This is a genomic window from Streptomyces sp. NPDC050610 (genome assembly GCF_040654875.1).
Lineage (GTDB): Bacteria > Actinomycetota > Actinomycetes > Streptomycetales > Streptomycetaceae > Streptomyces.
On the sequence record NZ_JBFAIV010000015.1, the window covers coordinates 1 to 14240 of the forward strand.

16 protein-coding genes are annotated in these 14240 nt (G+C 69.0%); 13 read left to right on the forward strand and 3 right to left on the reverse strand.

Going from position 1 to position 14240, the window contains the following annotated elements; translation table 11 throughout:
• Window positions 1–183: 183 nt before the first annotated feature.
• Both AB0I22_RS19495 and AB0I22_RS19500 read right to left on the reverse strand, forming a co-directional pair.
• Window positions 184–630 (reverse strand): hypothetical protein, encoded by a 447-nt coding sequence (locus tag AB0I22_RS19495; protein ID WP_363132050.1) that lies wholly within the window; start codon window positions 628–630, stop codon window positions 184–186.
• Window positions 627–884, reverse strand: a complete 258-nt coding sequence (locus tag AB0I22_RS19500; protein ID WP_363132051.1) for a hypothetical protein — start codon at window positions 882–884, stop codon at window positions 627–629. The genes AB0I22_RS19495 and AB0I22_RS19500 overlap by 4 nt, the downstream gene beginning before the upstream one ends.
• Before the next feature lie 524 nt (window positions 885–1408).
• On the opposite strand from AB0I22_RS19500, the gene AB0I22_RS19505 reads away from it, so the two are divergent.
• The 5 genes from AB0I22_RS19505 (at window position 1409) to AB0I22_RS19525 (ending at window position 6859) form a co-directional block, all read left to right on the forward strand.
• Window positions 1409–2152, forward strand: coding sequence for a DUF2786 domain-containing protein (locus AB0I22_RS19505; RefSeq protein WP_363132052.1), 744 nt, complete (start codon window positions 1409–1411; stop codon window positions 2150–2152).
• Window positions 2153–2315: 163 nt separating this feature from the next.
• On the forward strand, window positions 2316–4070 hold the full coding sequence (locus AB0I22_RS19510; RefSeq protein WP_363132053.1) for a ParB N-terminal domain-containing protein: 1755 nt from the start codon (window positions 2316–2318) through the stop codon (window positions 4068–4070).
• Window positions 4071–4141: 71 nt separating this feature from the next.
• Complete coding sequence (locus AB0I22_RS19515) at window positions 4142–4564, forward strand: hypothetical protein (protein WP_363132054.1); 423 nt, start codon at window positions 4142–4144, stop codon at window positions 4562–4564.
• Window positions 4565–4701: 137 nt separating this feature from the next.
• Window positions 4702–5925, forward strand: a complete 1224-nt coding sequence (locus AB0I22_RS19520; RefSeq protein ID WP_363132055.1) for a hypothetical protein — start codon at window positions 4702–4704, stop codon at window positions 5923–5925.
• 367 nt (window positions 5926–6292) lie between these two features.
• Window positions 6293–6859: a hypothetical protein gene (locus AB0I22_RS19525; RefSeq protein ID WP_363132056.1), complete on the forward strand. Its 567-nt coding sequence runs from the start codon at window positions 6293–6295 to the stop codon at window positions 6857–6859.
• A 13-nt stretch (window positions 6860–6872) separates the two neighbouring features.
• Here the strand turns inward: AB0I22_RS19525 and AB0I22_RS19530 are convergent, their stop codons facing one another.
• Window positions 6873–7535 carry a GIY-YIG nuclease family protein gene (locus AB0I22_RS19530; RefSeq protein WP_363132057.1) on the reverse strand — a complete coding sequence of 221 codons (663 nt, stop codon included), beginning with the start codon at window positions 7533–7535 and terminating at the stop codon, window positions 6873–6875.
• A 793-nt stretch (window positions 7536–8328) separates the two neighbouring features.
• On the opposite strand from AB0I22_RS19530, the gene AB0I22_RS19535 reads away from it, so the two are divergent.
• From AB0I22_RS19535 to AB0I22_RS19570, 8 genes are all read left to right on the forward strand, one after another.
• Window positions 8329–8520, forward strand: coding sequence for a hypothetical protein (locus AB0I22_RS19535; protein ID WP_363132058.1), 192 nt, complete (start codon window positions 8329–8331; stop codon window positions 8518–8520).
• A 694-nt stretch (window positions 8521–9214) separates the two neighbouring features.
• Window positions 9215–10081 carry a hypothetical protein gene (locus AB0I22_RS19540; protein ID WP_363132059.1) on the forward strand — a complete coding sequence of 289 codons (867 nt, stop codon included), beginning with the start codon at window positions 9215–9217 and terminating at the stop codon, window positions 10079–10081.
• A gap of 93 nt (window positions 10082–10174) precedes the next feature.
• Window positions 10175–10597, forward strand: coding sequence for a DUF6409 family protein (locus tag AB0I22_RS19545; RefSeq protein ID WP_363132060.1), 423 nt, complete (start codon window positions 10175–10177; stop codon window positions 10595–10597).
• A 328-nt stretch (window positions 10598–10925) separates the two neighbouring features.
• Window positions 10926–11951: a DUF3560 domain-containing protein gene (locus AB0I22_RS19550; protein WP_363132061.1), complete on the forward strand. Its 1026-nt coding sequence runs from the start codon at window positions 10926–10928 to the stop codon at window positions 11949–11951.
• Window positions 11952–12016: 65 nt separating this feature from the next.
• The gene (locus AB0I22_RS19555; protein ID WP_363132062.1) at window positions 12017–12598 is read left to right on the forward strand and encodes a hypothetical protein; all 582 of its coding nucleotides are present in this window, start codon (window positions 12017–12019) and stop codon (window positions 12596–12598) included.
• Window positions 12599–12657: 59 nt separating this feature from the next.
• A complete protein-coding gene (locus AB0I22_RS19560) occupies window positions 12658–13083 on the forward strand; it encodes a DUF6197 family protein (RefSeq protein ID WP_363132063.1) in 426 nt (141 codons plus the stop codon).
• 73 nt (window positions 13084–13156) lie between these two features.
• The gene (locus AB0I22_RS19565; protein WP_363132064.1) at window positions 13157–13564 is read left to right on the forward strand and encodes a DUF6181 family protein; all 408 of its coding nucleotides are present in this window, start codon (window positions 13157–13159) and stop codon (window positions 13562–13564) included.
• Window positions 13561–14157, forward strand: a complete 597-nt coding sequence (locus tag AB0I22_RS19570; RefSeq protein WP_363132065.1) for a DUF6349 family protein — start codon at window positions 13561–13563, stop codon at window positions 14155–14157. Before AB0I22_RS19565 ends, AB0I22_RS19570 begins: the two co-directional genes overlap by 4 nt.
• Window positions 14158–14240 lie beyond the last annotated feature (83 nt).

Consider the following 14240-nt stretch of genomic DNA (forward strand, 5'->3'; position numbering starts at 1 on the left):
GCCGCCGCGATCTGGCACAACCACAAGACCGGCCAGCCGGTCCTGCGATCCCTGATCGCCTACGACCACTGATCACATCGGAATAACTCGTCTAGCGCGAGCTGCTCGGGCAGCTCCTCGGCTGGTGCGGGCCCGGACCTGCCCACCGCGGAACGCGGGAACAGGCCGGGCTCACGGTCGTCCTCACGGGGCATCAACCTGGCCGCCGCCCGGTTCGCCGGCCACGTGCTGGACGGTGGCCGCTGGAGCCGCCGACCGCGTCGCCGCGGCACGGGCCGTACGCGGGCGACGCGTGCGAGGCCGCTCCGCGCGAGCGCGCAGCGACTCGATGACCTCCTTGGCCCGCGCAGCGGTAACAGGCTTCGCCTCCCGTTCCAGCTCCTCCGCCGGCACGCCGAGCAGCTCGGCGACCAACTCGGCGTCGTTGCCGAACAGCCGCAGGGCCGCGGCCACCGCCTCGCGCGCCGCGACGTCCGCCTCCTCCTTCGCGAGCGCCGCCTTCACCGCAGCCTCCCGCGCCGCCAGGACGTTCCCCGCCGCCAGCTCACGCGTCTTCGCCTGGAGCGCCTCGACCTCGCGCACACGGCGCCGCAGCTCAGCAGCACTGACCTTGGCCGTCGAGGTGGTCATCGGTCTCCTCCTTCGAAACCCCGCGGGCCCGCTGCGGTTGCCACGAGCACCTTGTCGGCTGCCTTCATCAGCCTCCTGGCCAGGTAGCCGGCCGCTTCCTTCAGTTCGTCGTCCGTGAGGTCTTCGATCTCCTTGTACGACGGGTGCCAACGGCCGTCGGCGACCTGGTGGTGCACGATGTCGTCCATCTCGCCTACGAGACCCTGGACTGCTTCCTCGATCTCTTCACGCTGTTGCTCGGAATACCTGCTCATGGCGCGCACCGTAGGCATGGGCCTGGGAAGTTCTCGAACCTGAGTGAGCACGCCGGCGTCAGAGCATTAATGCCTCCGGCGGGTCCTCCTCGGAGGGGGAGGGGCGAGTCGTTCGGCCGCCGCGCCGTCGTGGTTGAGGTGGAGGGCGGCGGGGTTCCCTCCTCGATCGGCCGACCCAGCAAAGCGCACCGCGCCGCAGGGGCGCACAGTCGTTCGTCCGGGTCCGGAACTTTCCTCGTACCTCAGAAAGCCCCGGCTTCCGGGCGCTCCACTGCACGCCCCTGCACCACGGCACGCACGGCAGCGCCGTCCGACCGAGGAGGGAACCCCGCCGCAGGCCCGCCGTGGGCCGAGGCCCGAACGCAGGCCGGGCCGCCGAACTGTACGAGGAAAACCCCAGGTCAGGATTTGGTCCTGGGCTGAAAACGTGGTTTAATTAGTCATGTCGGAAGGGGAGGGCAACCCCCGACCGACACCCCGCCGGGTCGATCAGCCCGGCAACACCTCTCACCAGGAGCAGCGCTATGAGCACCGAGAAGAAGCACCCCAAGCTCGACACCATCCGAGCCCTGCTAGCCAAGGCCGAAGACCCCGCGACCACCGAGGCGGAAGCCGAGCTGTCCCGTAAGCGGGCGTTCGAGATGATGGCCAAGTACGGCGTTGAACAGGCTCTGCTGAACGACGGGCAGCCGTCGGAAGACGCCATCATCAGCCGATACGTGAAGCTCCCCAACCCGTGGTCCATGTCCCGCATGCGCCTGATGTACTTCGTCGCCGAGGCTCTCGGATGCAAGGCCATCCACCTCCGCGAGCGACATGAAGGGGGCACCCGCGTGCTGCACGTCTTCGGGTATGAGTCCGACATCCAGCGCGCCGAGGTCCTGTACGCCTCGCTCGTACTCCAGATGTTCGGAGGTCTGGCCGCACAGCCCGTCCCGTACGGCGTCCGCAGCGCCCGCGCGTGGCGCAACTCCTGGCAGCTCGGATTCATCGAGCGCGTCATAGCGCGACTCCGAGAGATCGAGAAGGCCGCCCGGACCGCCGCCGAGGAAGAGACGTCGGTCACCGGTCGCAGTGGTGCCCTTGTGCTGGCCGACCGTGACACGCAGGTGCGAGCCGCCTTCCGGCGCGAACACGGACGGACCCAGAAGACGCGCAGCACGTACACCGGCAGCGGCTACGGCGAGGGCGCAGCCGCAGGCAACCGCGCGGACATCGGCGGTACCCGCCGCATCGGCGGTACCACCGCCGGGGCGCTCGCGTCCTGACCGACCACCGGGCCGGGGCGGCAGCCCGCCGCCCCGGCCCGGCCATCAACATCCGGACAAACACGCAGTGCTCAACGTGCCGGAAGAGGGAGGGCAACCCCTCAACCGGCACGCCCCCGGGCCGATCGGCCCGGCGGAACTCTCACCAGGGAAGACGAACACGATGAGCGACACCATGGCCCCGGCCGACGTCCAGGCCCCCGCCCAGTGGAAGACCCTTGCCGTAGCCGAACTCACCGCGCACCCCGGCAACGTCCGCGACGTCGAGGCCCCCGCCGACCTACTCGCCGACATCACCGCCAACGGCGTACAAGAGCCGCTGTACATCGTGCGGACGCACGGCGACGTGCCCCAGGTGATCGACGGGTTCCAGCGACTTGCCGCCGCCGTCGCCGCAGGGCTGGAGACCGTACCGTTCACGGACCGCCCGGTCATCCGGCTCGACGCGCTGACCCCGCACCCGAAGAACGCCCGCGAGGATCTCGACATCAACGCGCCGTTTGTGGAGTCGCTGCGCGCCGAAGGGTGCCGCATCCCGGTCAAGGTCCAGCGGTTGGGCGGGGGAGTGATCCAGGTCAACGACGGCAACCGGAGGTTCTTCGGGGCGCAGGAGGCCGGTCTGACCCACCTTCCGTACGAGTGGGAGGACGACGGCCGGGACGAGGCCGGTCAGTTCCTCGACATGATCACGACCGCCCAGCACCGCAAGTCGCTCAGCCGTGCGGAGATGACCGCCGCGATGTTCAGTGCGGCCGAGGCGGGCGCACAGGTGGGACGTATTGCCAAGGCGGCCGGAGTCCGGCAGAAGGACGTCAAGGCTCTCGTAAAGGTCAGGAGCGACAAGGCCCTGAACGATGCCGTCGCCAGTGCCGACTACGCGTGGACGTTCGACCAGATGGCCGCACTCTCCGAGTTCGCCGACGACCCCGAAGCACTCGCCGCCATCACCGAGGCCGCCGAAGAAGCCGCCGAGGACGACGACGCCTCAACCGATGTGGACTGGACGATTGCGATCGAGCGGACCAAGCGCGACAAGCGCGCGAAGGCCGAAGCCCACCGGGCCGAGCTGGCGAAGGCCGGTCAGCGGGTCCGGGACAGGGCGGAGCTGTCCGAGCGGGCAACCCCGGTATGGCGACTCAGGACCCCGGACGGCAAGCGCATCAGCACCGAAGAACACGCAGAGTGCAAGGGGCTGGTCTGGGTCTTGGAGGGGGACGACGACGAGCGGTTGATGCCGTACTGCACTTCCCCGGTCCTGTACGGCCACGCCGAGCCCGGAAACCCGACGGGCAGCAGCACGAAGGACACCGTCGGGAAAGAAGCCGAGAAGGCCGCCCGCGCCGCCGTCAAAAAAGGGAACCTCGAATGGGACGCCGCCGTGACCAGGCGTCACCAGTGGATCGCGGACATGATCAAGCGCCGCAACCTCCCCAAGGACACCACCAACGCCCTCATCGGTCACGTCAATGCCGCCTTGATTGGGGGTACGTGGGGAATCTGCGACGACCTGAACAAGGAACCCACGACGGACATCCTGGCAACCTTGCTCGGTCTTACCGGGGACAAGGCGAAGAGCCGAAGGGACTTCCCCGAGCACGTCGCCAAGGACCCCCGCCGAGCCCCCCAACTTCAGTTCGCCGCCGTCGCCGCCGTACGCGAGAAGTCCGCAACGCGCGTCGCGTGGCGCACCGATGACCAGATGTGCCGGGAAATCCGCAGGCCCACCGCGCAGTGGTTCGCGATCCTCGAAGCACTCGGGTACCCGCTCACGCCCATCGAACAGGCCGTCAAGGGCGACGAACCGTACGACCCAAACAAGAAGAAGCGCGCCGCGATCACGGCAGCCAGCAACGAGCAGGCCGACGCCGCCCAGGAACCCGCCGACGAGTCGCCCGCCGCCCCCGAAGCCGCCGCCTAAGACCCCCTCAGCCGCACGACGCCGGGGCGGGCAGGAAACGCCGCCCGCCCCGGCCCCCCAGGAGCCTCACAGTGATCCGTACAGCCCCGTTCGAGACCCTCGTAGACGACCACGGTTGCGGTTGCGTCCCCGCGCCCGCCGAGCCCGGCCCCGAGACCACCGCCGACATCATGCAGGCCCGCGCGATCGCGGCCGAACTGAGAGAGTTCGGCATCGGCCCCGCCCGCTGGTCCGCCGCCTACGACCACGAGGCCGCCGCCGTCGTGCTGCGAGTGGACACCCGGCGCGGCCTGTACGCACTCGCCATCCCCGCCCCAGAGCAGCCGTTCCCCGTCCGCCACCGGGGCGAGCGCATCGGAGCCCTTGACTGCCGCCGCACCTACGGCACCGCTGACAGCTACACCGCCGCCCTGTTCGCCGCGTTTCTCCGCGACCGCGCAGCACTGGACATCCCTGGCCGCGATGTTCACCCCATAGCTCAAAACATGGTTTAATTAAGACTGCTTGGAGGGGGAGGGCAACGCCCCCTCCAGGCACCGGGCCGTACACGGCCCGCACCGGTCCGGCCGAACGCGGAGGGCAACCCGCCCGGTCGGGCGCTCACCACCTCTCACCAGCAGGAGCACCCACGATGAACAGCGCAGCCATGCGTTTCGACATACCGGCCACAGCCGCCAGCCACGTCCGGCAGCTTGTCGAGTCCACCAACACCCGCGCCGCCGTCCACGGACTCACCGCCTACAAACTCGAATTCTCCGCCCCGTTCCTCGCGGACTACACCGACCCGCACGACGGCCGCGTTGTCGGCAAGCGCCACATGGTCACCGTGACGATCTTCGGCGAGGTACCGCGCCACAGCGGCTGGACGATCGTGGCCCGTCTGGACCACGACGAGGAGGGGGAGACGCTTCTCAACGTCTTCCCCGGACTCCCGGATCAGCTCGCTACAGAGGCGCGCGGACAACGGCTGATCGAGAACTTTTGCCACGGCTGCAAAGTGGCCCGCCACCGCACCGCGACCTACTTGGCCCGCCACGACAGCGGCGAGTACCGGCAGTTGGGCACCACGTGCGTGGAGCCGTACACCGGTCTGCCGATCAAGGGTCTTGAGGCACTGTGGCGTTTCGGGAAGCTGAAAGACTCCGATTGGGACGGCGACAGCGAAGGCGGAATCCCCGCCGATCTCCGGGTCACGGTGGCGAAAGCGCTCCAGGTGACTGCCGCGATCGTGGCCCAGGACGGCCGTTTCTACAGCCGCGCCGAGGAGTGGAAGAACACCTCTCCGACCGCCGACGCGGTTTCGGCGTACTTCTTCGACCGCCGAGCGTCGCCGGAATGGCGCGCGGCCATCGACGCCGAGCCCGGCGCAGCCGACACGGCCGCAGCTGTTCGGGAATGGGCCATCCAGGGATACGGCAGTACATCCGACTACCGTCACAAGGTCGCCCAGCTGGCCAAGGCGGAGACCGTCGCCCCCCGCCACCTCTCCACCCTCGTATCCGCCATTGCCGGTTGGCACCGGGACCAGGAGAAGGCCGCCGCCGAGCAGGCCGCCCGGAACTCAAAGCCGCAGGGCACCAAAGGGGAACGGCTCACCGTCGCCGCCACCGTGACGACCGTGATCGAACTGGAGGAGCGCTACTACGGCTACCACGCCCAACGCCGCAGGCTGGTCAAATTCCAGGACGACGCCGGGAACGTCTACGTCTGGTTCAGCAGCGCCGCCACCGTGCCCAGCAAGGGCGACGAGGTCGAGTTGACCGGCACGGTCAAGGAACACAGCACCTACGGCGAGACCGCACAGACCGTACTCACCCGATGCCGCGTGGCCGAGCGCGAGCTAATCGCGGCGTAAGAGCACCGGCCGGGCGGGGGCCGCCGCCCGGCCGCCGGGACCGTGGTGGGAGCGGCATCGAGCCGCCCCCACCACGCACGCCAGCCGCCGGAAGCTCCCAAGGCGCAGCAGCGCCCGCCGCACCCACCGGAACGGGAAAAGGACGTCCCAAGGGAAGGCTCAGCGTGGCCCGGCTCGCGGCCGGCCGGGGCGTCCAGGCCGCAAGCCGGCCTTCCCGCCCCGCCCGGACGCCGGGCCAAGGACGTGCCCTTCGGGCACGGCAGCACTCTCCGTCGCGCTCCGCGCGACGGCGGGCGGCATCCCACGAACGGGGCGCGACGCGCACCCCGACCGCACCACCGAACCACACCACCGTCAGGAACACCCCTTGCTCACGAACGCATGCGCCGCATACCCGCAGCAACCTGCCAGTCCGGCAGGAGAACCAACCCCGCAGACCTGCCTCCAGGTCGCCAGGCAAGCCGCCATCGTCGCTGCTGCCGCCGCCGACGACGCCATGACCGCCGCAGCCCGCTGCCGACCCGGCGTCGCCGCCCGACTGGAGTCGGCCATGCACGCCGCCCACAAGGAAGCCGTCGAGGCCGAAAGGCACGCGGACCTCGCAGAGCAATACGCCGACGACCCCGACATGCCGAACAATTCACTGCTGCACTGCGCTCGGCAGGCTGTCAACCACGCCGTTCGTGCCCAGTCGGCCGCCGGCATCGAGGCGACGGCCGCCGACCTACGGGCCGAACTGGAGCTGACCTTGACATCGGCCGAGCACGCCGAACAGGAGAGTGCCCGGCGCCAGGAAGTAGCTCAGGGCGAGGCCGGCGGTCGGTGCCGTCGCGACCGTGCCGGACCGGATCGTTCTCCTTCTACACTGGCACTCGGCCGTGCGGCCTGCCTTGCGGAGAAGTCCGGTGATCGGCCATTACCCAGAGCTGTGTGACGTGTCTCAGCCTTCAGAGGTCAGAGACGTTACGACCAATCAGGTCGGGGACGTTAATGAGTTCCGCGGTGGGGGCCGGGCGGCCCTCCACGTAGGCCAATTGGGTGGCTGCCAGATGTGTCAGGCGAGCCGACTGGAGGATCATTGCGCGGCGAGCCCCTTCCGTCACTATGCCACGGTCCATAAAGAGCGAGGAAAGACGGGCAACAGTCGCTGCCCGGCGGGCGATGCGGACGTCGGCGTGCCCCTGATCGGACCGGGTTTGCTCGTCTACGAGCGTGAATCTCCTGGATGAAGGGAGAATAGTGTGCTCTGTTCTGGCAGGGACTCTTTCGTTCAGGAGCGCGCCGAAACGACTTCCTTCCACGGCTTGGAGGTACACTTCTCTTTCCGCCCTGCTCAGCGGTTCCATCGCAAGTTTCCTTTGCGTCTCGGTCAGGTCCCACAGCGGCCACAGCTCCATCTCCGCGACCTCTTGTACATCGAGGATGCCCCAGGCAACCGCATCTGTGCGCTGGGAAATTAGGTGCCGCTGAATGCGCGTGCGAAGTCTCTCGCTTGCCGAACCTACGTAGAGAGGGTCGCCGTCGTAGTCGAAGAAGGCGAAGCAGCCGTATTTTGCATCAGCCCACTTTCGCCCCTGTGAATCCTTTACGCCGAATGCCTTAGTCAGCATGGACCGGAGTCGCTGGACCCTCTGTACGGGCAGCTCGCTGATAGTAGGACGGAACGTTGCCTCGGGCCGTTTAGGGGCCTGGGGATCTTCGGCCGTTGCTGCGGAAGATGTTGCTCCTGTCGATGCGGGAGGTGGTTGTGGTGCGCCACTTGGGGGAGACGGCGGTTGGGGTGCACGGGTCGCTCTACGAACCTTATCCAGTTGGTTCTTTGTGTCATTCCAGCGAGTGCGCCACTCCTTGAGGCGAGCGTCATCGCGCGATACCTGTTCGCATGAGTCGCCGTAAGAGATTAGCGAGCGAATGAGCGACATGGTGGAGTCAAGCCCTGGCATCCGCTTGCCGTTCATCACGTCGCCGATAGTGGACTTGGAGAGATGGGGCTCCCACCTCTCTGAAAGACGCGCGATCTTTACCAGGCTGGGATCTCCGCATTCGATCTTGAAGCGCCGAAGATCGGACGCGAAGGCTTGTAGAACGTCGGCTTCCGATGGCACGTCGGGCCTTTCGCGCTAGAGGGACAGATCAACAGGTTAAGCAGCGGCTGTCTCCTGGCTCCAGTCCGTGGGCCGCCATCGGACATTGTTGGACGGTACTGGACGTCCCACACCGTCCAACAAGGGGCTGTTGGTGGCCGATCGCGTCCGACTTCATCCCAGCGGTGCGGTCGGAGGCGGAGTTCTCCGCTGAGATGGCAGCACGGGCGCTATCGCCCCCTAACTTCTGTTGGGCAGAGCGCTGCCGCACGAGGAGCGCACGTCCATCCGACACCCCGGAAAGATCGGAAGGCAACTGATGTCTCTGCACACCATGTTCATAGCGCTGCTCTGCGGCCTGGTCCTGCTGATGCTGACGGCGGGCAGCGCGTACGTGTGTTGGCAGCATCCCAGCGCCACGGCCCCCGTCACTGTCGGCGCGACCGTGGCCGGCGTTTTCATTGCGGCTGGTGGAGTCGCTGTTGCGGCCGCCCGGCGGCGTGAAAATTGATTTCAGCGTTGTGGCTCCCCAGTCATCAGACGCATCCGGACTGAGCCACAGCGTCCGCGGCATGAAGGCGCGCCCCGGCTGCCTGATCAGCCCCGACTCGGATCATCCGGTGCCAGCGTCAGTGATTCAGTAAGCCTCTCCAGAGCGACCACCGATCGGTAGTGACTGCACCGACACGACGATCGGTCCCCCAGGGCGCGAGCCTGCAGGACGGCCGGCCGTCAACGACAGGCACGACTCGCCCCCCCCGGCGGTGGCGGAAGGGGCTCAGTGCCTCCGGCGGGTCCTCCTCGGAGGGGAGGGGGCTGGACAGTCGGCTGTCGCGCCGTCGTGGTGCGGGTGAGGAAGGCGGGGTTCCCTCCTCGGCCGAACACCCCAAGGGGCGTACCAGGAACCCGGGCACGGCGTCCAGGCTAAGCCGCTACGCGAGCCAGGACCCCGCGCCCGGAACCCTGGTCCGGCGGAGCTGTCCGACCGAGGCGGGAACCCCGCCCAGCCCCGTTGTGGCCGAGCCCCGGCGGAGCGAGTGCGGGCCACCGGGGCGAAAAAAGAACAGGTCAGGGCATGCAGCCAAGTTGCCCCACACCCAAAAACATGGTTTAATTAATCGTGTCGAAAGGGGAGGGCAACCCCCGGACGGCACCGCAGGGCCAGTCGGCCCCCGGTATCGCATTCTCACCAGAAGGACAGTGATATGCCCCGCAAGCCGAAGATGACCGAAGATGAGCGCCGCGCCTACAGCGCCAAGATGCGTGATGAGCTGGAAACCGTGATGGATCGCGCATACGGCGCGATGGTTGCCAGCGAAGAATTCTGGGCTACGGTCCTGCGCACGGCCGCGACCCTGTCCGACCGTAGCCCAGTCAATAGCATTGCTATTACTGCCCAGTGCCCCCATGCAACCCGCGTGCTCAGCGTCGGAGACTGGCGGAAGGTCGGCCGGTTCCCGGTCAAGGGCTCCACCTCCATCCGTATATGGACGCCGATCAAGCGCCGGTCTGAGAGCGCGCAGGACGCTACGACCGCAATCGCCGACGGTGGGCAGCGTGAAGCCGTCGGCGACGCCGCCGACGGTGGTGAGCGGCGAGTATCCGGCTACAAGGCCGGTCCCGTGTTCGATATCAGCCAGACCGACGGCGACGCCTACGAACCGTCCGCCGCTGTCCGGTTCCCCGTCGAGGGGATACGGGCCGCGCTGGACCGCCAGGCTCAGGAGCCTGGAGGGGGGCTCGCGTCGTCGGGGGAGGATGTCTGTGTCGTGCGCCTCCACCTCTACGAGGCCGCATCCCGGAGCATCAGCGAGGCGGAGGCCCCGCTGTTCGGGCAGCGTGAGGCGGAGATCGCTTCCGCCGCCCACGTCGCCGCACTGATTCTTGGGATTGCCCCCGGACCGGCCGTCATCCCCCCGCTTAAGGGGATCATCACCCGGGGTAAGAAGCCCCCGGTGCACGAGTCTGCCGTACGGGTCATCGAGACCGGCCGCGCCGTCGCCAGCGCCGCCGCCAAGCTCTGCCGCGAACTTACTCCGGCTGGTTGCCCCGAACCCAATAACATGGTTTAATTAGTTGTGTCGGAAGGGGAGGGCAACCCCCGACCGACACCCGCCGGGGGCCGACCGGCCCCCGGCGGAACCCCTCACCAGACAGGACACGACATGCTCACCACCCGCCAGACCCCCACCGTCCAGGACTTCCCCACCGCGACCCTCGTACTGGCCGGACCCTGGAAGCAGGGCCAGCAGCTCGACCCCCGCCCCGGCGTCGTCGTCGGCCCCTTCGGCGGCCCGGACTTCGCGGACGAGGCCACCATGTCCGTGGTCTGGTACTTCACCCTTGGTACCCCGGAGCCCGGCGAAACCGTTCAGGCGATGTTCCCGCACGAGCTGACGCCCATTGACGACTCGCTGACCACGATGCATCAGGACGTTTTCCGCGACATCGCGTGCGGATTGCGCCGGGGCCGGTTCGCCTACGACGACGGAGTTGCACTCCGCGCCGCCGTGCGCCAGGCATGGCGCGAGCGGACCGGACTCACCGACGCCGACCCCGCCGCCCGCCACACGATGCACCGCAGCTGACCACCGCCCCGCCGGTCCGGGGGAGGGCAACACCCCCGGACCGGCGGCCCCGAAAGGGAAGCGGACACCCCCTTCGGGGGCGGCAGCAACAAGGCCCGGTGCGTTCACCGCCGCCGGCCGACTCCGCCGCAAGCGGCTCCGCCGGCCACCGACGGGCACCGGGCCGCGGACGCGCCCCGCGGGGGCGCGGCTGCCCCTGCCGTCGCGCAGGGCGCGACGGCCCGCAGGCCGCTCGTCCCTCACGGCCCGCGCGGGTGGCGCAGGCCCGCTTCAAGCAACGCTCCGGTCTTCGACCGGAACGAACTCTCTCACCAGGAAAGACAGTTCAGTGACCATCGAGATCACACACTCCCGCCGCGAAGGAACCCTCATCGAGGGCACGAGCCGCAACGACGGCTCGAAAGAAGTTCTCCGCACCCGGCACTACGCATCCGGCTACACCACGCTCGCCAAGTGGTCGCGCACCCTCGGGTGCTGGTACCTGCCCTACAGCCGTGACAAGCGCACCTCCCGCCCCATGCTGGAAGCGCTCGCCGACCGCCTTCGCACCGAAGGCTTCGAGGTCTCCGTCACCATCGATGAGACCGACCGCCGCACCTTCGCCGAGGCCGAACAAGACCGCGTCGAGCGGGCCGAGGGCCGCGCCGAACGCTTCGGCCAGTACGCGGACAACGCCGCCACGAGGTCCGAGTCCGCATGGCGGCGCGGGCGCGAGGTCGCCGACGGCATCCCCATGGGCCAGCCCATCTTGGTGGGGCACCACTCCGAGCGCCGTGCCCGCCGCGATCAGGAGCGCATAGACAACGCCATGCGGACCAGCATCGCGGAGCAGGACAAGGCCGGGTACTGGGCCGACCGGGAGAAGGCCGCCGCCGGATACGAAGCCTTCCGCAAGAACCCCGGCCGCACTCTGCGCCGGATCGACAAGCTCAACGCCGAACTCCGGGCAGTGGAGCGACGGCAGCACGACGAGGCCGCCTACGGCTCCCCGCAGGACAGCCGCTATCCCGCCGTCTGCCAGGAGCTGGAGCTACGCCACCAGGAGCTCACCGAGGAAATCGGCTACTGGCAGGACGTGATCAAAGAGGCCGAAGCCAACGGCTTCAAGGTCTGGACGAAAGCGGACTTCCGGCGCGGGGACTACGTCCAGGCGCACGGGCAGTGGTGGGAAGTCCTGCGGGTCAACGCCAAGAGCCTGACCACCCCGCACCTGCACACCGGCATCGGCAAGAAGGTCGTCCGCGCCGCCGACATGACCCACTCGGACTGGACCTGGCGGTTCCCCTACGACGAGGTCACCGGCCGCAAAAGCGCCGACGAGATGCGACCGGGCCCGACGGCCGCCACCGCGTAACGCCCGCCCGCCCCGGCGGCCGAGCGCACCGGGGCGGGCCCTCTCTCACCAGAACAGGCACCACCATGACCACGCAGACCCTCCAGACCGCCATGCCCTACCGCATCGGCGACCCCGACACCGCGTGCCGCTACCCCGTGATCATCGGCAAAGACCAGGTCATCGGACGCGCCCACCGCTGGCACCGCGAATGGTTCGTCGACTCCAGCGCGGGGGAGCACAACCTCCGCCGCCCGCCCAAGGGACAGGCGGGCATCGATATGGCCGCCGCCTACCTCGCCGAGGAATACGCCGTCGGCCGCATCACGGCGATTCCGCTGGACCAGGCACGTGCCGAGGAGCCCACGCCGCTGTGCGGCCCGGTACCTCTCCTGCACCCGCGGATGCCCGCGACGGACCGCAACATCAAGAGCGCAATCACGGCGTTTGAGGGCCTCGCGGCCCACCACTGGCGGGCCGTCCTCACCGGGTTCCCCGGCTCCGACAACCACTGGTACCTCTCCTGCCTCCTGTGCCCGTGGGAAGGCCCGAAGTTCTGGTCGCACCTGCGCGGCCGCAACGGCGCACCGCCCAGCGCCCACCGCCACGAGGGCGGATGCATCGGCAAGGACAAAGTCCGCCAGCTGATCACCGCCTACCAGCAGTAGCCGCTTCCGGGGGCGGCGCGACGGCGCCGCCCCTGGCCCGCTCCCGAACGGACACCACCATGCCGATCCGCTACAGCCCCGAGAGCGTCGTCATCTCCGACGACCCCACCGCAATTCTCGAATGGGCCGCCCACCACATCGAGCACGTCGGCCTCCACCAGGGCCCCGGCCTCTTCGCCCGGCCCGGCCGCATCGTCACCCTGCGCTGCTGGCCGCGCGGCGCCGTCGAAGTCGCCGCCGGCAACGGACGCGGAAGCAGAAGCCGCACCTACGACTGGGATCGCATCTGGCAAGCCCGCGACGAGGCACTCCGCACCCTGGCCGAGCACCTCACCGGGCACCCGCTCGAAGCAGACGACCCCGCAGCCGCCAAACGGCTGCACCGCGACGTCATCGACCGATGGAGCGCCGAGCCCGGCCGAACGGCCGAGGACACCGCCCACGCACTCCGCGCCGCCGCCGACCGCGCCACCTGTCTCTTCTGACGGCTGCCGCCGGGGACGCCCAAGCGTCCCCGGCCCCGTCCCCCGGACGTTCACGACCAGAAAGCCCAGCACCATGCACGAGACGAAGCACGACTCCACCCCGGCCGCCCGGACACCGGGCCGACGCGGTGCCGCACAACCCAGCAAGGACGGCGTTGCCCGCGTCGGCGTCCCCCTGCAACTCCGGCTCAGCGCATCCGAACTCACCCGCGTACTCATCGCCGCCCCCGCCGAGCTCGACCTGACGACGCTCGACGCAGTCCAGACCCGCGCCCTCGTGGCCGGCGTTCTCGCCCAGCACGGATACGACGTCCTCACCCGCACCGCGTACGACAGCAACAACGACCGCCACCACGCCGCCCGCCGAGCTATACGCCGCGCCTACGGCCACCGGTTCACCAGCGCTCCGGACGAACAGCAGTTCCTCGCCGAACCGCTCCTGCACACCGTCCGCACCGACCTCTGGAGCGACCAGCCGTGACCACATACCCCGAACCACGGGGCGCCCGCACCCGGCAGTCCTACTACTGGCAGGTACGCAACCAGCGCAGCCGCACCCGCCCCGTACGCGGCGTGCACGCCTGCGAGACATGGCACATCCTCCACGGACACCCCGGCGGCGCCTACTCCGACTTCGGCCACGACCCCACCCCACCCGAGCACCACACCCCCACCCTGCTCACCCGCCGCACGTACGGACAGGACGACGACCAGTACCGCGGAGGCTGTCTCGCCTGCGACTGGGAAGGGGACGTACCCCCTGGCCCAGGGCACGCGGCATGCAACGCCGCGATCGCGGACGCCCACGACCACGCGTTCCCCGGCTGGCGAGCACTCCCCATCACGCCGCACCGCGGGGAAGCATGGGATCTGCCCAGGAATCAACTCCTGTGGGCCCAGATCGCTGCCGGGTACCCCCGCGGATGGGCGGAGGCGGGCGCCCCGCTGGTCGTCTGGTCCCGCCACCGAATGGAACCGCACCAGCCGCCGCACCGCCGCCGGCCCCGGTACGAACTCCGGGTGCCCAAACCCAGCCGACAGGCAAGCCCCGCCGAGCAGGCCGAACTGTTCTAACGTCCCGCCCCGGCGCGGAGGGCGACGACGCACCGGGAACCGCTGCGCGCTCCCGCCCGTCCCCCAGAGCCCGCCGTCGGGCG

What these genes read in the sequence shown, in the direction of transcription:
- AB0I22_RS19495 (WP_363132050.1), bottom strand. Translation starts at nt 630, where the DNA reads ATGACCACCTCGACGGCCAAGGTCAGTGCTGCTGAGCTGCGGCGCCGT.
- AB0I22_RS19500 (WP_363132051.1), bottom strand. Translation starts at nt 884, where the DNA reads ATGAGCAGGTATTCCGAGCAACAGCGTGAAGAGATCGAGGAAGCAGTC.
- AB0I22_RS19505 (WP_363132052.1), top strand. Translation starts at nt 1,409, where the DNA reads ATGAGCACCGAGAAGAAGCACCCCAAGCTCGACACCATCCGAGCCCTG.
- AB0I22_RS19510 (WP_363132053.1), top strand. Translation starts at nt 2,316, where the DNA reads ATGAGCGACACCATGGCCCCGGCCGACGTCCAGGCCCCCGCCCAGTGG.
- AB0I22_RS19520 (WP_363132055.1), top strand. Translation starts at nt 4,702, where the DNA reads ATGAACAGCGCAGCCATGCGTTTCGACATACCGGCCACAGCCGCCAGC.
- AB0I22_RS19530 (WP_363132057.1), bottom strand. Translation starts at nt 7,535, where the DNA reads ATGCTGACTAAGGCATTCGGCGTAAAGGATTCACAGGGGCGAAAGTGG.
- AB0I22_RS19535 (WP_363132058.1), top strand. Translation starts at nt 8,329, where the DNA reads ATGTCTCTGCACACCATGTTCATAGCGCTGCTCTGCGGCCTGGTCCTG.
- AB0I22_RS19540 (WP_363132059.1), top strand. Translation starts at nt 9,215, where the DNA reads ATGCCCCGCAAGCCGAAGATGACCGAAGATGAGCGCCGCGCCTACAGC.
- AB0I22_RS19545 (WP_363132060.1), top strand. Translation starts at nt 10,175, where the DNA reads ATGCTCACCACCCGCCAGACCCCCACCGTCCAGGACTTCCCCACCGCG.
- AB0I22_RS19555 (WP_363132062.1), top strand. Translation starts at nt 12,017, where the DNA reads ATGACCACGCAGACCCTCCAGACCGCCATGCCCTACCGCATCGGCGAC.
- AB0I22_RS19560 (WP_363132063.1), top strand. Translation starts at nt 12,658, where the DNA reads ATGCCGATCCGCTACAGCCCCGAGAGCGTCGTCATCTCCGACGACCCC.
- AB0I22_RS19565 (WP_363132064.1), top strand. Translation starts at nt 13,157, where the DNA reads ATGCACGAGACGAAGCACGACTCCACCCCGGCCGCCCGGACACCGGGC.